Annotated in this window: 23 protein-coding genes; all 23 read right to left on the reverse strand. The window is 63.9% G+C overall.

The window, feature by feature from the left end:
* Window positions 1-10: 10 nt before the first annotated feature.
* On the reverse strand, window positions 11-436 hold the full coding sequence (locus ASF72_RS07255) for a DUF3168 domain-containing protein (protein ID WP_056597741.1): 426 nt from the start codon (window positions 434-436) through the stop codon (window positions 11-13).
* Window positions 429-818 (reverse strand): hypothetical protein, encoded by a 390-nt coding sequence (locus tag ASF72_RS07260; protein ID WP_056597743.1) that lies wholly within the window; start codon window positions 816-818, stop codon window positions 429-431. Before ASF72_RS07260 ends, ASF72_RS07255 begins: the two co-directional genes overlap by 8 nt.
* Entirely contained in the window at window positions 815-1,213 is a 399-nt protein-coding gene (locus tag ASF72_RS07265; RefSeq protein ID WP_157370929.1) for a DUF6093 family protein, read from the reverse strand. The genes ASF72_RS07260 and ASF72_RS07265 overlap by 4 nt, the downstream gene beginning before the upstream one ends.
* Window positions 1,210-1,803, reverse strand: coding sequence for a hypothetical protein (locus tag ASF72_RS07270; RefSeq protein WP_056597747.1), 594 nt, complete (start codon window positions 1,801-1,803; stop codon window positions 1,210-1,212). Before ASF72_RS07270 ends, ASF72_RS07265 begins: the two co-directional genes overlap by 4 nt.
* Window positions 1,804-1,818: 15 nt before the next feature.
* Window positions 1,819-2,331, reverse strand: a complete 513-nt coding sequence (locus ASF72_RS07275; RefSeq protein ID WP_056597749.1) for a hypothetical protein — start codon at window positions 2,329-2,331, stop codon at window positions 1,819-1,821.
* On the reverse strand, window positions 2,328-3,179 hold the full coding sequence (locus tag ASF72_RS07280) for a P22 phage major capsid protein family protein (RefSeq protein WP_056597751.1): 852 nt from the start codon (window positions 3,177-3,179) through the stop codon (window positions 2,328-2,330). The genes ASF72_RS07275 and ASF72_RS07280 overlap by 4 nt, the downstream gene beginning before the upstream one ends.
* 39 nt (window positions 3,180-3,218) lie before the next feature.
* Window positions 3,219-3,956, reverse strand: a complete 738-nt coding sequence (locus ASF72_RS20285; protein WP_056597753.1) for a hypothetical protein — start codon at window positions 3,954-3,956, stop codon at window positions 3,219-3,221.
* 55 nt (window positions 3,957-4,011) lie between these two features.
* A complete protein-coding gene (locus ASF72_RS07290; protein ID WP_056597755.1) occupies window positions 4,012-5,064 on the reverse strand; it encodes a hypothetical protein in 1,053 nt (350 codons plus the stop codon).
* On the reverse strand, window positions 5,048-6,484 hold the full coding sequence (locus tag ASF72_RS07295) for a phage portal protein (protein WP_056597756.1): 1,437 nt from the start codon (window positions 6,482-6,484) through the stop codon (window positions 5,048-5,050). The genes ASF72_RS07290 and ASF72_RS07295 overlap by 17 nt, the downstream gene beginning before the upstream one ends.
* A gap of 4 nt (window positions 6,485-6,488) precedes the next feature.
* Window positions 6,489-8,228 carry a terminase large subunit gene (locus tag ASF72_RS07300; RefSeq protein WP_056597758.1) on the reverse strand — a complete coding sequence of 580 codons (1,740 nt, stop codon included), beginning with the start codon at window positions 8,226-8,228 and terminating at the stop codon, window positions 6,489-6,491.
* 68 nt (window positions 8,229-8,296) lie between these two features.
* A complete protein-coding gene (locus tag ASF72_RS07305) occupies window positions 8,297-8,599 on the reverse strand; it encodes a hypothetical protein (protein WP_056597760.1) in 303 nt (100 codons plus the stop codon).
* 12 nt (window positions 8,600-8,611) lie between these two features.
* Window positions 8,612-9,211, reverse strand: a complete 600-nt coding sequence (locus ASF72_RS07310; protein WP_056597762.1) for a P27 family phage terminase small subunit — start codon at window positions 9,209-9,211, stop codon at window positions 8,612-8,614.
* Window positions 9,212-9,810: 599 nt separating this feature from the next.
* Window positions 9,811-10,572 carry a hypothetical protein gene (locus ASF72_RS07315; RefSeq protein ID WP_056597764.1) on the reverse strand — a complete coding sequence of 254 codons (762 nt, stop codon included), beginning with the start codon at window positions 10,570-10,572 and terminating at the stop codon, window positions 9,811-9,813.
* The gene (locus ASF72_RS07320; RefSeq protein ID WP_235504677.1) at window positions 10,569-10,901 is read right to left on the reverse strand and encodes a VRR-NUC domain-containing protein; all 333 of its coding nucleotides are present in this window, start codon (window positions 10,899-10,901) and stop codon (window positions 10,569-10,571) included. The genes ASF72_RS07315 and ASF72_RS07320 overlap by 4 nt, the downstream gene beginning before the upstream one ends.
* Before the next feature lie 2 nt (window positions 10,902-10,903).
* The gene (locus tag ASF72_RS07325) at window positions 10,904-11,929 is read right to left on the reverse strand and encodes an HNH endonuclease (protein ID WP_056597766.1); all 1,026 of its coding nucleotides are present in this window, start codon (window positions 11,927-11,929) and stop codon (window positions 10,904-10,906) included.
* Entirely contained in the window at window positions 11,907-12,461 is a 555-nt protein-coding gene (locus tag ASF72_RS07330) for a hypothetical protein (RefSeq protein WP_056597767.1), read from the reverse strand. Before ASF72_RS07330 ends, ASF72_RS07325 begins: the two co-directional genes overlap by 23 nt.
* Window positions 12,458-12,601, reverse strand: a complete 144-nt coding sequence (locus tag ASF72_RS20290; protein WP_162242792.1) for a hypothetical protein — start codon at window positions 12,599-12,601, stop codon at window positions 12,458-12,460. The genes ASF72_RS07330 and ASF72_RS20290 overlap by 4 nt, the downstream gene beginning before the upstream one ends.
* Complete coding sequence (locus ASF72_RS07335) at window positions 12,598-13,077, reverse strand: hypothetical protein (RefSeq protein WP_056597769.1); 480 nt, start codon at window positions 13,075-13,077, stop codon at window positions 12,598-12,600. The genes ASF72_RS20290 and ASF72_RS07335 overlap by 4 nt, the downstream gene beginning before the upstream one ends.
* Entirely contained in the window at window positions 13,074-13,301 is a 228-nt protein-coding gene (locus tag ASF72_RS07340) for a hypothetical protein (RefSeq protein ID WP_056597771.1), read from the reverse strand. Before ASF72_RS07340 ends, ASF72_RS07335 begins: the two co-directional genes overlap by 4 nt.
* A 115-nt stretch (window positions 13,302-13,416) precedes the next feature.
* Entirely contained in the window at window positions 13,417-13,848 is a 432-nt protein-coding gene (locus ASF72_RS20550; RefSeq protein ID WP_056597773.1) for an ASCH domain-containing protein, read from the reverse strand.
* Window positions 13,845-14,690 carry a hypothetical protein gene (locus ASF72_RS20555; protein WP_056597774.1) on the reverse strand — a complete coding sequence of 282 codons (846 nt, stop codon included), beginning with the start codon at window positions 14,688-14,690 and terminating at the stop codon, window positions 13,845-13,847. Before ASF72_RS20555 ends, ASF72_RS20550 begins: the two co-directional genes overlap by 4 nt.
* A 3-nt stretch (window positions 14,691-14,693) precedes the next feature.
* The gene (locus tag ASF72_RS07355; protein ID WP_056597775.1) at window positions 14,694-15,038 is read right to left on the reverse strand and encodes a hypothetical protein; all 345 of its coding nucleotides are present in this window, start codon (window positions 15,036-15,038) and stop codon (window positions 14,694-14,696) included.
* A 310-nt stretch (window positions 15,039-15,348) separates the two neighbouring features.
* Complete coding sequence (locus ASF72_RS07360) at window positions 15,349-15,738, reverse strand: hypothetical protein (RefSeq protein WP_056597777.1); 390 nt, start codon at window positions 15,736-15,738, stop codon at window positions 15,349-15,351.
* Window positions 15,739-15,758: the final 20 nt, after the last annotated feature.

Below are 15,758 nucleotides of genomic sequence, written 5' to 3' on the forward strand. Positions count from 1 at the left end.
TGGGTGGTGGTTACCGGCCCGCGAAGAGGACCAGTTCATCGACCGCGAAGAGCGGCGATCCGATGTCGGGGATAATGACGTCGAAATCCGTTCGGATGTCCTGCAGCGCTTCGTGCCGGAGTGGGGCACAGGTCCAGCCCGGGATCTGGAGTCGGGCGCCGATGAGTGCACGCCTGGTGAGGCTGACGATGAACAGGACGGATTCGAAGGAAAGCCCGGCATAGGTGAGTTTGAAGCGGAGCTCCAAGGTGTCGGTGCTGGCAACCGGGGCGGCGGATGTTTCCTGGCCGGCGTTGCCGCCGATCAGGATGTAGGGGTAGTCGGCGGACTCTGGTGTTCCGGTGATTGCGCCGAAGTGCACGGCTGGCCCATCGAGGACGGCTTGCGCTACGGCCCGCAGGCGGGCCTCCAGCGCCTTGTAATGTTCCTCAGCCATCCAGGTTCACCCCGGGGAGCTTTGAGAGCGCCTCCTCGAAGCGTGGGGCTTCGGCCTGCAGCGCGAGCAGCGGGTCCGGGACGCTGCCGCCGCCGCCCCGGGAGCCGCCATGGATGGCGACCCCCACCAGGTCGGCGATGCCTTCGTTTTCGAGGAAGGGGGAGATCTCGGCCTCTACCGCGTTTGCCGTGACGTTCCGGTTGTATCGGATGTCACGGATGCCCTTGAAGTGCTCGGAGCTGCGGAAGTCCTTCTGGATCTGCTGTTTGATGTTCAGGGCGCCCTTGGACACCACCTGACCTACGTCTTTCAGCAGCTCGTCAGATGATGCAGCCTGGAGCGTCTTGGTCAGCTCGTTCAAACCGGTTACTTCGGTGCTCAAGAGGTCAGCTCCTCGACTCTGGATCGTTGCGCGGTCGCGTAGGTCTTGTTGAACAGCTCGGTTACCCGGAAGGTCCGGCCGATCAGTTGGGGGTCTTCCGGGGCAGCGGTGACTTTGACGACGTCGTTGATCTTGAAGGGCCCTGCCCCTACCGGGGTCTTCCACACGGTGTCCTGGGCGGTGAATTCGTGTTCGCCGGCTTCGGACTCTGTGGATTGGGCCACTGTCTGCTGGAACTCACACCGCCCGACGTAGATCTCGTCCATGGCCCGGGTCACTTTGCCGTTGGCCGGGTCCGTGGTCTTAGCGCCGGGCCGGTGGACCGTGCAGCGGTCGATCATGCGGGCCTTCGCCCGTCGGCGGCCGCGCGCGAGCGCGGCGCGGGCGGCCCTCACAGTCCACCTGCCACGGTCGGGCCGGCGCCGAAGCGCTTGGCGAGTCGTTCGCGCGTGCGCTCCGGCAAAGTCATTTCAGTGACGGCTTCAACTTCGTCCCCGGTGGCGTACGCTTCGCGGAAGTCATCGATACCCACCGATGAAATCCGGCCGTTGTTCAGGGCGAGGCTGTCAGCGCCGTCCTGAGCGGCCAGCTCGGCGGCGATGACCATCCGGGCCACCAGATCCTTGATGTCGGCAGGAACGGCCGGCAGGCCGTGCGTGTAGTCCACCGTGACGACTTCCAGACCCCGTTGGGACCAGCCGTCGGCGCGGTGAATCCCGGCGGTGAGCCGGGTCCAGCCAATCAGGGGGACTCCGCCGATGGTGACGGAGTGGATCTCCGAGATTGGCAGCCCGGGCAGGCGGAGGATCATGGCCGGCATCGCTGTCAGCTCAACCACTGAACGGCGGCGGAGAATCGGTGACCTGGCGGCGTCCGTGACAGCCTCGGAAGCGGTTGCAATGAATCTGGCCACACGTGGACGGTTCACGTCCAGGTCTTCCAGTTCGTAGGATGCGAGATCTTCGGGCGTGATCAGGTTGGCCACCAGGTCACCTCCTCTCTACTTTTCCGGAGCGGTGGTTTCCGCGTCCGCGGTTGCGGCTTCCGGGTGAGGTGGGACATCGAGCGGGGACGGGCCCGTTTCGGCTCCGTCCTTGCCGGCGGGGATGACCTGCAGCACGGAGCTGTCCAGGTCGGCATCCTCGCTGGGAGCCTCCTGAGGGCGCTCTGCGAACAGTTCACGGATCTCGCCCTGCTTCAGGCCGGTCAGGTCGTCCTCCGTCTTGCCGTTGGCAAGGGCGTAGGCAACCCACTCTTCGCGGCTGGCGTTGCCGCGGGGGCGGCCGTCCGCTGTCGGCTGGGCAGTCAAGTCAGCGACGCTGTTGCCGACGGGAAGGACCAGGCCGGGTGCCACCTCGGGGTTGAGGATCACAATGGCCGGGTCCGGGGTGACCAGCGCCGTTTCCGGTTCGCCGGCCGCCAGGAAGGCGTAACCGTCACGGACCAGGCTGCGGGCCATGTCAGTGGAGACGTCCAGCGGGACGCCGGAGGGGCCTACCACGCGGGGGCTCATGCTGCGGTCCAGTGCGCGACGGCCGTCGGACGGAGAACCTTGCCGCCGTAAACGTGGAGGCCACGCAGACGGTCAGCAAACTTGTTCTGCGCCCGCATGGGCTCGGTCTTGTCGATCTGGGACACGTAGGCCAGCGCCGACTTGTGGTAGGCCACGATGGACGGGCGGCTGACCGTGGGCAGGTTCTCGGAGCCGAAGCCGTCGAAGCCAAGGATGCGCGGAAGCTGTGCTTCCTGCAGGCCCTTGGTGGTGCCGGAGGTGTTGGCCTGCATCAGCTTGGAGTCGTTCTCTTCCAGCAGTGCAGTGAACTCGGCGTTGGCCACGAAGATGCGGTCACCCTGGGGGACCTTGGCCTTGTTGAGCTGCTTGCGCAGGTCGCGGATGACGTTCCACGCGGTCTTACCGTCGATGGCCGGGGCCCCTACGGCCGTGCCGGTGCCCTGCAGGAACAGGAGGGCAGCGAGCCAGCGGTCTGAGTCCTCCACCAGGCCCGCAGCTGCGGAGTCCGTGTAGGGGGTCAGGAGCCGCGTGAACGCCTGGGCGGCGTCGATGTCATCGACGTAGAAGTCGAAGTTCTTCTCCTGGTCGATGCGCAGCTCAATGGTCGTGTCCGTGATGTCGTCCGGGGCGGTCGTGCGGGGGAGTGTGCCACCGCTGCCGTCCGGAAGAGCGCCGGCCTTGTAGTCCTTGATCTGGACGTCAACGACGCCGGTGATCTTGACGGTGTTGCCGGCCTTGACCTCGCCCTCGTACTCGCGGTTTGCGAGCCCGGCGAAGATGGCCTTTTCCCGGAACGCGGTGAGGATCTTCGAAGACCACACCGTGGGGATGAAATTGGCAATTGCCATGTTGTTCTGCTTTCTGTGCGTTTGGCGGTCGGCGCGGTATTACGCCTTGACGCGTCCCTCGTCGTACGCCTTGGCGATCTGCGCCGGCGTCATTTTTTCGAGGTCTGCTGCGGTCAACTTCGTCTTCGGCTTGGGCTTGCCCCGGGCCGAATCGAACTGGGTTGTGCCGCCTTGCGCGGCCAGATACGGGTTCTCTTCAAGGAGCGCCGAAATTGCTTCGGCAATGGCGTCCTCGTCCACCTCGCCGTCCTCATCCACCTCGAGGGAATCGAGGTCGATCAGCTTGACGGCGAGCGCGGGATTGGCGAGTTTCCCGGCTGCAGCAGCTTTCACTTCTGAGCGGAGGATTCTCTTGTTTGCGGCGTCGGTGGCCGCGGTGTGTCCTTCGAGGCGGGCGGCGGCCAGGGCCTGCTCTTCAGCGGGCTTGCCGGCGCTCTCCTTCTCGGCCTTCAGCCGGGCTGCCTCCGTCGCGGATGCTTTCACTTTCGCGTTGGCGGCCTTGAGCTTGGCTTTCATGGCATCCAGCGCCTTCTTGCCCTTGTCCCCAAGGTCCGCAGCGTCCGGGTCCGGGTCAGCGTCCGGATCTGCATCGGGATCAGGGTCAGCGTCCGGATCTGCATCGGGGTCCGCATCGGGATCGGGATCAGCGTCCGGGTCGGTTTCCATGACGGCGTTTCCGAAGGTGAGCCGGTGGAAGTCGATGAGCTGCTGGGCGGCGTCCGTTGCGGACATGTCGATCCCGTGCAGCAGGCGGGGCGTTTCGGTGCTGGACATCATGGCGGTGCTCCGTTTCTCGCGTTGCGCGATCAGGTGTGGACTGGCCGATTGCCGGTCAGTTCGTGCGGTAGCGCTGGGTGAATCCCCGGGCGCTGCCAGCAATTGCCCCGTCCGGCGCTTGGCCGGCGGGAGTGATGTAGCCGTACTCGGTCAGCAGCGCCTTGGCGCGTTCCGGGGAGGCGGCTCGTTTGTAGATCTCTTCGGGCATCATTCGCTGGCGGATGGAGACGCCGTAGCGTTCGGCGCCCTTGCGGTCCCTGGTCTTCTGCTGGGAGCCCCAGTAGCCGCGGCGTGTGACGCCCTCGCGGGTGACCTTGGAGCCGCCGGCGGTGGTGTACATGCCCTTGCGGGCGTTGACTACCTGGAAGATGTCCGAGCCGTCGCGGATGGCCTGGGCTCCGGCGTTAGTGAAGATCCTGTTTTGCTCGGGTTCGGGCAGGGACTGGAAGTACTCGTAAGGGTCCGTCAGGAGATCTCCTGCGGCGTCCTCGCTGGTGGGGATGTGCCGGCAGTCGCACCCAGGATGCCGGTGGAACCCGGCGTTGGAGCGGTACCACTTCCCGGCGAGGATGGCGCAGCGGGCGCAGGAGGGCGGGTTGAGCATCCGGACGTACCCCACCCGCTCGTTGCGGGTGGACATGGACACCGAACCGGAGTTCCTGGCCGCGTCGGAGATCTGCACCTGGGACCGGAGCATGAGGTCATTCAGGCCCCCGGCCATGGACCTCTCCAGAGTCGCGCCGCCTTTGATGCCCCTTAGGGCGGTGAAGGCCGGCGCCGCTAGCGTGCCTGGAAGGTCCAGCGCCAGAGCATCAGGGCTGAGCGGGTAGGCCAGCCCCGCGAACCCTTTCGGGGAGACCGCGGGGCCAGCCGTGCTGATGCCCTGGACGGCGAGCGCTGCGGACATGTAGGCCACGCCGTCCTCTGCTGCGGCGAGCTGTGAGGCTGCCACAACGTCCACGGCGTCCGGTAGGCGCTCCGTCCAGGAGGCGAGGATGTTGCGGCGGTCCACGCCCCGCCAGAGGCTCAGGAGCTTCCCTGCGGCTGCCGCCTGGAGTTCCTTGCCGTAGGCGTAGTGGATTTCCGCCAGCTCAAGCGGCGATGCCATCCGGCATGCCGTTCTGCATTGCCCGCTGGGCTGCTCCCAGCGGGTCCATGGCGGCTTCCTTTTCGATCATCGCCATGACCCGCTTGACTTCCGCCGGGTCCACCAGCAGCTTTTCCGCGATGTATTCCATGGGGAATCCTGCAGAGCGGAGCTTGGTGGCCACATCAGCCATCTGGGAGTCAGAGCGGTACTGGACGTTGCCCCAGACCAGCTTGCCGGCGTTTATGGCCACCAGGCGCCGGTCATTGGCGCCCCTGGCTTTCGCCATCAGCCGCATGGTCTTCTTCAGGCCCCGGCCTGCGTAGGTGATCCGTTCCCCGGTCTTGGAGACCAGGCCGGCCTCTGCGATGTTCAGGGACTCAGCGGCCGTGTTGACCATCTTCGCCACCAAGTAGTGCGGCGGCGTCCGGGTCTGCGCGGCGATGTGCTCCACCAGCTGGCTGATGACCTTGGAAAACACGTCGAGTGACGCTGCGGTCCACTCTTCGACACTGACATCCTTGCCCGGAATCCACAGGATGCGCTCTTTCATGAGCTCATCCAGCTCGACGTCGCGGTAGCCGACTATGGTCGTTCCGTCCGTGTCCAGGATGGGGACCTTGGGCAGTTCGGCGCCGGTGATGACCCGGCCGGGCAGGGACGCCTGGTCGAGTCCGTTCAGCAGGTAGGCCCAGATGAGGTTCACGGCGTCCTGAAGGGCCATGACTCCGGAGATATCCGAGATCGGCTCATCGTCCATCAGGCTCTGGTTGCGCAGCTCGGAGAGCGGGACCTCTCCCAGCGGGTTGGGTTCCACCGGAGTCTTTTCGTCCCGGAGTTCCCAGCCGTCAGCCAGGTCAGCGGGGCCGGGCCGCTCGTGCCGGTCACGCGAGGTGCTGCGCTTGAACTTGAAGACCTGCGTGGGCGAGTAAAGGGTGGCGAAGTCCATCTCGTCGTCAGCCCAGACAACCAGGCCGAACCGGTCAATCCCGGTTGCCGGGTCGGTGTCCACGATGGCGGATTCCGGATGCTCCCACGTCAGCAGCGGCGCACTGTCAGGGCCGGCGCCGGGGTGCACCAGGGAGTACGAGCGTGAGGCGACGCCCTGTAGGAGGAACGCTTCAGAAGAACCGGCGTCCCCGTTGTTGGCCAGCCAGTCCTTTTCAAGGTCCTTGTCCACGCCGGTAACCCGGCCGTACGGGCGGAACCCCAACAGATTCATGCGTTCCGCCGGGGCCTGGGCGACAGGCCGGCACCAGTTGTCAGAGAATCCCTGGTACTGCTTCAGCACGTGCTCCGCGAACTTGGGAGAGGCGTATTGCAGCTTCCCGGTCTCGCCCTTGAAGTACTCGATCTGCTTGCGCATCTCGGGGCGGCGGCCCAGTAGTTCCTTGCTCAGCCGGGCTGTCTTCTGTTTGGCGCCGTTGAGGTCCAGATCCATGGACTCACCCCCTTCTCGTGCTGGTGCCGGTGTGCACCACAGTTGACTGCGAGCGGAGATCTCCGCGCACAATGCCGTCCATGCCCGTCACCGCGGCCTGGAAGCCGTCAATGCGGGTGCTGGACTTCTTACGGTTCGGTTTCACGGGCCGGATGTTGTCCAGGTCATCGGTCTTGACGTCTACGACGGACGCCATCCACTTCATGGCGGGGTTTCCGTCCCAGCCCATGGACTTGGACCGCCAGCGGCGCTCCATCTCCTTGGCCGCCGGAGAGAGCCCGTAGAACGTCTGGGCAACCGGCGTAATTTCGATGCCGCTCAGCTCGGCGTCGAGTTCCTGGACGAGCTGGCCGGCGAACATCCGGTCATAGGAGACGCGCTGCATGTCGAAGTACTCGCAATCGGTCTTCACCGATTCCTTGACCCGGGAGTAGTCGATGACGTCACCCTCGGTGGCGATCACGTAGCCGCGTTCGATCCAGTCCTGCAGCGGGATGAGCAGCTGCTTCTGCAGGTCAATGACGCGCTCTTCCGGGACCCAGATTCTGGTGAAGAGATCCAGCTCGAAGCCGGGCCGGTTGGACTCCACCCAGACGGACCAGGCGGTGAGGTCGGAGGTGGCCGAGAGGTCAAGACCGCCCCATGCCCTGCGTCCCCGGACAGGGGCCCGTGTGGCGATCCGCAGCGCGTTCCACTTGTCCATGTCCACCCAGCGCGTCTGAGACGGCGAGCGGCGGTTCAGGGACAGTTGCAGGAAGGCCGGCAGGGCGCTGGGGGAGTTCTGCGCCTTCAGCGCTTCACCGCGCATGTAGGTCAGAGTGGGGGACTTGCCCAGGCCCGGGTTCGCTTTGTACCAGGTGGCCTCAGCGAACGGGTCATCATCTTCCCCGGCCGCCCAGATCACGCCGTAGAAGGACGGGTCCTTCAGGATGTCGTTGGCCAAGTTGCGGGTATAGGTGTGCTTTTCGTCGTACGGGGTGCCCTCTTCGGCCTCATCCGCGGTGGTGATGAAGACTATGAGCGGCTGATCCCGGGCGCCGACGCCGGTCTCAATGGCATCAATCAGCTTGCGCTGCAGGCGCAGCGTGTGGATCTCATCAATGGTCGCGCCGGACACGTTCAGGCCGTGCGCCGTCTCGGCCACGCGGGAGAGTACCCGGAGGATGCCCAGGGTCTTGGGAACGCGCACCAGGTCCGTCAGCGGCTCGATCCGCTTGCGGGCGGCCGGGGATGTCATGAGCATCTGCTTGGCGTCTTCGAACACGCGGCCGGCCTGTGTGGCGGAACCGGCAGCGTTGTAGACCTCGGCGCCCATCTCGCCGTCAGCGAGAAGGAGGACGCCGGAGATCCCGGAGGCGAAGGTGGACTTGCCGTTCTTACGCGGGATCTCGATCCAGACCTTGCGGATGACCCGCACAACCCGGTCAATCTCTTCGTCGTACCAAACCCAGCCGAAGACAGGGGCCATGACCCAGACAACCTGCCATGGGTCCAGGCCTTCGCCCAGGCGGAGCCGTGTGCCCGCCCAGCGGCCTTTCGTGTGCTTGAAGGACCCCAAGGCCCGCAGAGCTTTCCGGGCGCGGTCTACGTCGAACCAGGCCCCGGGCTGCTGGCTCGCCTGGTTGGCCACAACCAGCGGTTCCTTGCCGGCGGCGTCCACAATCTGCTCGTGCGTCATGCCGAGTTCGATCAGCGACTCATACGGCGCGGGCAGCCTGGAGGAATCGAAGCCGGCAAAGAACATCCCGACCCCCTTAGCGACGCAGGAACCGCCTCCCGGTCTGCATCAGGTGTCAGGTGAGTAGAAGGGGCTTAGATCCTCGGGGGCCAGGACCAGTGCCCCGGTTTGGGTGCCTCGCTGTACGGTACGTACTCGTCAAAGAACAGGCCGGATGGGTTCAGGACAGCGAGGGAAACGGAGCTGATGTACAGCTCTGCCTGCTCATCAGATGGGCGAGCCTCCTGCACGTGGCCTTCCCAGTCCTTTTCGCCGGCGGCATCACTCCAATGCACGCTGGTGATAATCGCAGCGCGCGGCTCGGAGCGGAAATGCCCGTCCTTGCTGCCTCGTGATTCGTAGTGGACGCTGCGGGCAATGCTTGGTTGCTGGCTCATGGTTCCTCAGTTTCAGTCGAAGGGGTCATCGTCTTCGCCGCCGTCTGGCCGCGAGGGAAGTCCGGTGCGGGCCGATGGAGACAGGCCAAGCTCCCGGATGTAGGTCTTGAGCTGGGTTCGGTATTGGCCGGCCACGGTTGTCATGGGGTTTTTGCACGGTCCCCGCTGGCCCATGACGATCAGGCCCTCTCGGGAAAGCTCGTGCTCGCACCACTCCAGGCGGGCCACGCAGATGCACATGTCCACCACAACGGAGTAGTCCGGGCTGCCCAGGCCGATGGACTGAAGTAGCACCGGAACGACGCGGGCCCACTCGGCGGCCGCCCTGCGCTTGACGAACCGGGTCCCGTTGATGGCCTGCCGGCGCAGCTCGTAATCGGTGAGCTGCTTCTCGTAGCGGTACTCGCGCTGGATGAAGTGCTCAATGGATTCGTCCTCGTCGCGGATCGGCTCCTTGGGCTTCCGCGGCGCTTTGGACTCGGGCAGCTCCTTGGACCAGTCCGGCTCCGGAAATTCGGCCGGCGGAACAGTCGCGGACTCAGGAATTGGGCGGTGTCCGGGGTTGCCTTCACGCACAATCGCGAGCGCCGGGCGGCCAACTGGACCTGACATTGGGGCACCCCCTGATCAAAAAGCTCTAACCTGCGGGGCAGGGACTTCCCCTGCCCGGTGGCTATTTGGAGGGGCCTCCAAGGGGGTGCCCCCACCCCCTTGGAGGCCGGAATGTAGGGGCGAATCGACCCTCTTATTGAGGTCGGTTCCACCCTCCGGGCTGATGCCGGGCTGTTTCAGTTGAGTGGCACGGTTTGCAGAGTCCGCGGCCCCGTTTGGGATCGTCAGGGTTCAGGCCCAGCGTTATCAGTCCCTTTCGGGACAACGGGAAGTGGTCAGCTTCTTGAGACGGTCTCCGCATACACAAGACGCATATCGGGTCTCGTGCCAACACCTCTTCGCGGAAGAACCTGTGTCCTGGGCTGGTGTATCCACGGTCTGCTGCGGATCCGCGGTGGAGGTCAGCGGCCCGCCTGTGTTCCTCGCACCTTCCGGAGCTGACCAGATTCGGACAACCAGGGGAAGGGCAAGGTTTCTTCAGGGCATGAGGCACATGACGCCTCCCATCAACGCCGGGTACGACAAAGGCCCCGCCGGATAAACCGGCGAGGCCTCGTGCAAGCTGTATCGGGGACAGCTATCCCCTCGGATTTAGGGTACTACATTCTTCGTCTCGCCCGCATCTCCTGTCTCACTGTCAACACGTCGCCAGGATAGTAGAGCCTTTGGGCCCTGATGTTGGTGGTAACGCGGTCTAGGACGTACGCCAGCTTGCCCAGTTGTACCCAGTTTTCGAAGTCCTTTGTCAGGATCTGCACACGAGCACTGCGCTGTAGGTGTTCCCGCACTCCGCGTGGCGGCAGGGGGTTCCCTCGGGCTCTCTGCCGGAGACGATCCAACAGTTCATTGACCTGGTGAACCGTGTTGCAGTCAGGGCATCTAACCGTTGCATCGTCCGGATGGGCAACAAGTGGACCATCACAGTGGAAGGACTCCTCATCTTCGGTCTCCAGCTCTGCGTCCTGGAGCACGCCGCACTTGCCGTAAACCCGCTTCTCTTCCGGGCCCCACACGAGATCCCGACCTGATGTGACCCACTCCCTTGCCATGTACAAAGTCTGGCCGGCCACGGTGTTCTCCATCGCCTCGGCATGGGCTGAAGTGGGCAGGCTGTGAAGGTGGGCTTTGAGCATGTAGGCATCGACGTTCATGGCTGGCTTCGAGCTGGCTACGCCACCACCACCGCCAGCTCCGGGCGCACTGGTGACTGTCTGCCGGTAGATCACTGCGTCGATGCGTTCGAGGATGGGCGTCACGTCCTGCAGCAGATCGGCCAGCTCCACGATGCACACGGTGCACAGGTAGAGCGTGGTCAGCCGTTTGCACTCCTCGGCGGTGCAGAATCTGACTTCCTCTTTCATGCCTGCCCTCTCAGGTCTCGCTCGATGTGCTTGTTGTGGAGATCCTCAGGACGCCAGACGCCTGCGTTGAGTCCAGCCGCTTGCATGGCAGCCAGGCACTTGACCTGGTCAGGACGGACCCGGCCCTTGCTTGTTTTGAGTTCCCGGAAGAGGACGATGCCGCGGGATGTGCTGATCAGGGTCAGGTCAGGGAACCCGGCTTGCATCCGCCGGCTATCTGGATTGTGGTAGATCATGTCGTAGCCCAGCACCTGGGCAAGGTCAGTGACCTGCTGTTGGAACTGCTCTTCACTGATGGGGTGATGCGATGAAAGTCCTTTGGTGGGCATGCTTAGATTCCCCCTCGCTTCCTGGGGCGCCTTCGTCTCTTAGCTCTGGAGTTCTGCTTAGGGGTTTCAGGGAGCTGGGCTCCCTTCCCTTCCCTGCCCGACCCAAGACCCGTCCCATGTCCCGCCCCGGCATATCCAGATCCGTCGGGCTTGTGGTCTGCCGGATCTGGCTGATCGGCGGTCAGACTTCTGCTGGGTTCCCTGTTGCCCGGGGTGCTGTCTGCGCTGCTTGCCTGGCCGGAGGGTGCTTCCGTTGCCTGGATACTTCCCGGAGCTGCCGTTGCTGGCTGCTCTACGGGGCGCTGCGCTGACGGCGTGCCGTCGGCTGGGGTGGCCTTCTTTTTCATAACCGGGTGCTTGCCGGTTGGTTGTACGTGGTGGCCGTGCTTGGCCAGCCATGTTGCTGTGGAGGGGGAGTAAAACGGGACCGCCGGGGCCGGCTGCAAGTCCAGTAGGTCATCGTGGTTCTTTTTCCGGGAGTTGCATTCACCGCACGCGACTACCAAGGTGTCAACGGTGGCGTCCATGTCCCCGGCGATGACGTGGTCCATGGTGCCGGTGCGTGCATAGCCGCCGGCTCGGGCCGATTTCTTGTCACCGCCGAAGTACACAATCTTGAGGCAGTAACGGCAGGCGTCGCCGTCGCGCAGCCGGACCAGTGAGGTCATCTTCGTGTCGCGAGAATCCCTACGCTGCTGGTTCATCCATTCCTGCTCAGCTTTGGTGATCAGGTGTATGAAATCCGGGTCCTCGATGATCTTCCAGGATGGGGCTCCATCCGTTTCGAGCTGCTCCATCAGGCCGGTCTGCTCAGCGACTTCGAGCAGCCGTTCGTAGTTCGGGCCTCCCATCATCATGGCTACGCCAAATTCGATTACATAGTCAGTTCGGTGCGCAGCCGACTCGTACGCGCACCGGTGGATAAAGCCGAACATCTCGTTGACGCTGATCTCGCCCTTGCTGAAGTGCGGGACGTTGAGGGCCTTCGGAAACGTTGCGGCCTTGTCACTGCCCTTCAGCCAAGACAATGGGTGATCCTACTTTCTCCGATGGATCGGCGAGCGCTGGGGTGTTCCTCTTCCACCAGCGGAGCCGGTAAGGAATGTGCCATTTGCATGCCGGGTCGTGGGTGGTCTTCTGTGGATCATTTATGCGGCCGGCGCGCATGACTGCGTGGTGTTCCCGATCGCAAGTGCATGGTTCGTCTGGTGGCAGCCAGTAGTCGACGGACGCAAGTAGCTCTTCGACGGACAATCCGCCGAGGTCGTCGCCGGGGAATGTGTTGGCGAGGTAGGGCCGATCAACGGTGAGGTCCCAACCGCCGGCTAGGCCGGACATCTCGCCCGCGTCGTAGATGGGTTGCCAGGTAAGTTCTTTGACGGCGTAACCGCGGGATTCGACAGCCTTGCGAATACGGCGTCTTGCCCGGGTTTCGGGCTGTCCCTGCGTCTGAATGTGCGGGGCGGCGGCTTCGAGGATCAGCCGGACTGTTTCCTTGTTGAGGTAACGACCCAGGGCCGCAAGTTCACCTGCTCGCAGGGCTTCGTCGCTGACGGTCATGGCTGCTCCTGATTCGTGTAGTCGATGAAGCATGTGGTGGTGCAGAAGTCGAGTTTCGCGCCGTCATTCTCGGTGGACATGATTTTGGGCGTGCCCTCGATAGCCTTTTCGCAGAAGTCGCAGACGAGTTTCTTGCTCACTGTTCGGGTCCTTCCGGGGCGAGTGCGGCGATAGTCGGGCAGGGCCAGTGGGTCTCGTCGTGGTAGTCGAGGCCGTCGTACTCACAGTCGCCTATGGCTTCAAGGACCGAATCCCCCGTGCAGCTTGTGCAAAGCGTCTTCATTACGATTTGCTCGCCGTCCTCGTCCTGCTTGAACGTCCTATTGGAGTCGTCGTACTCGAAAACTTCGACGGGCTGGTGCAGCTCCCGTACTTTGGCGATCTGCCCGGCCTGCGCTTCCGCCACGGACAGGAGGTAAGCGACGTCGGCGGGAGCGGCATCCTTGATGGCCTGGCAGGGCCAATCCTCGCCATCCTCGTTGCAGCAGTGCCGCTCGTAGTCCTCGGGCACTTCCTCGTCGCCACCCTCCGCGATGTCATCGGCGTATGCGATGTCCTTGTAATGAGCCGCCCACGTGCCCTTGATCGCGTCCAGGCGCGGGTCCGAGGCCGTCACTTCCTGGCCTCCCACTTCTCCAGCACGTCGCCGCGCATGAACGTCTCAGTGACGGTCTTGACGAGCAGGGAAGGCTGATTATCCGACCAGGCCTGGCGGGCGTTCTCCTCAGCCGTCCTGCCGTCCGCACCTTCGAACTCTGCGCTTGCAGTCAAACCGTTCTCGTCAGGGGGGAGTTGGACTTCCCACTTGGTTACGGTCAGTACCTTTTTCTCCTCGGCCATGGTCAGATTTCTCCTTTTGATGCGGCGATCCACGAGATGGTTGAGCGCATGGACAGGGCGAGCAGGCCGGCCGTGGCCACGAGTGTGGCCAGGAGGGCGGTTTCGAGTTTGGTCATCAGAATTTCCAGAGTCCTTGCTTGCCGGTTTCGGGGAAGGGGCAGGAGAGCGGGCGGGGATTGGTGAGTACCCAGTGGTATTGCCCTGGCAGCGCCCAGCCTGAGCACATAGTGGGGTGGTTGGCCTGGCAGTCCCGGGCGTGGTGGATGGATTGCAGGTCCGCAGTGCCCAGGATGTATCCCGGCCGGAATGCGGCATCCACGTTCGCTGCAGCAGCTACGGCGAGCGCGTGGGTGATGAGTCCGTCTGCGAGGTCGCGTTCGGTTGGTTCGGCTAGTCCGGCGTGGATGTAGAGGGGGCCTCGGTAGGAGGTGTGCCAGGAGCGGTTTTCGATGTCTTTGCCGCCGTTGATGATTGCCCAGGCCCACGGGTTGCGGATGGTCAGGGCGGTGTTGAGGAGGACGCGGCCGGCGTTTTCGGTGGGGGTCACAGGTGGGGTTCCACGATGTCCACGACGCGTTTGAATACCAGGTCGGTGATATCGCGGACTGAGCCGCCGCCGCCCGGTTTGAAGGTTACGGATTCGAGGGAGCTGGGCTTTTCCGGCTGTTCGGGTTTGGGGCGCGGGCCGGCGTGGGCGAGTTCGGGGAGGCGGTTCATCCAGCCGTCGCGCCAGTCGTCCAGTTCGGTGGCCACGGTTGATCCATCTTCGGAGCGGATGGGCATCAGGAGACCGAGAAAGGACTCTCCGCAGCTGATGAGGATGCGTTTGGCATCTTCTGTCGGTTCGATGACCAGTGGTTCGCCGTAAGCCTGTGAGGCCGTTGCGAAAAGCCGGAGCAGGCGGCCAGCGGCCACGAGCCGTTCGGGCATAACGCGGTCTGAAAGGACCGCCTGGATAAGTAGCCGGCCGAAGTTCAGCGGGAATTCGTTGTCGTCCCCCTGGGGGATCTTGAATTCCTTGCCGGGGAAGAGCCCGGAGACGTCCAGGAACGTGATGGAGTCGGGGCGGACAGTGATGCGGAGAGTATCCCCGATCTCGTCCTCTGGCTGCTTGCCCTTGGCCTTGAAGATCTGCAGCAGCTCTTTGGCGACATCGGCCGACAGGTTGAAAGCGTCGTCGTTGACGTCGCTAGTCAGCCCATCCGATTCCCAGATGGACGCGACAGCGTGGCCAAGGGTGACGGTGTTGCTGGCGGTGACGTGCAGCATCCCGTCCGTGGCCGTGAAGTGCACGACGGCGAGCGCGGTGCTGAGTTTGGGGTCGCAGGCGTGTGGGGTGACTGCCATGAGTGCTTGGCGGAGGTCGAGGGTGTTGACGTGGAGGATCATGGGTCAGCTCCAGGCTAGGAATGGGACCCAGTGTGGGTGGAGTTGCGTTGGGCCGGTGAGGGTCCATGGCTGGTCTTCGTCTTTTTCCAGCTCGGCGGGGTCTGCCCATTCCTGGGAAGCGTTTTTCCAGTCGGGCATTTGGTCTTCGTCGGGGTCTATTTGCCCGGCCCAGGCGGCACGGGCTGCCTCTGGGTCGTGTGTTCCCCAGACGATGCAGGTTTCCCATTCGGTGGACCACACCCGGTGGAGGCTCTCTTCGCTGCCTCCGCAGGAGTGCAGCTCGACAACGGTTCCCTGCATTTCCTCGGGGATGCTGAGGGGGTGTTCGCAGGCGACGCATTCACTCATGGCCGGGGTTCCTATCTGATCCGTGCTTTTCGCAGTCTGGGTTTGTGGGGCGGGGGTGGGCTGGGTGGTAGCGCCAGGGCGGGCAGCTGCATCCGGGGGTTGGTTGGCGTCCTTGGTGGCCCATGGCGCAGACTTCGGGGCCGTGCTGGTGGGTCACCGGGCGCCTTTCTGGTGGGGTGTTCTGTGGGGGCCCGCCCGGATTCGAACCGGGACCTTTGCTTACTTCCTCATGGGGGGATTGGTTTCGGCGGTGGTTGCCTATCGGGCCCGTGGGGGCGGCCGCTGCGCGGCGCCCTTGGTGGTGCTTGGTTTAGGTTCTTGGGCGGTTTTGGCTGGCGAGGTGAGCGGTGAAGCCGCCGGCTGCCTTTGGCGCGGGCGGTGGGGTGAGGGCCGTGCCTTTTTGGATGGCGGCTTGGATGGCCGGGTTCCGCCCTTTGCCCGCATCGGAGCGGGGGGTGGGGCCGTTTTGAGAGTTGAAGCGTGCGTACACGCTCCATGTTTTGCCGTCTGCGTTTTGGCGGCTGGTAGTTTCGCAACCTTCTTTCCGAAAACGGCCGGGAGACGCGGACGTCTTCCAGTCCGGGACCACAAGGGCCCATTTCCCGGGGTTTGCTTTGAGCTGTTCGATGATGGAGGTGTAGTCGTAAAATTTGCCGCCGCTTCTACCAGGCGGTTCCTGCCACTGGACTTCGTTACTCATCGGTCTCGGCCTTTCGTTAG

Source organism: Arthrobacter sp. Leaf141 (assembly GCF_001424565.1).
Lineage (GTDB): Bacteria > Actinomycetota > Actinomycetes > Actinomycetales > Micrococcaceae > Arthrobacter.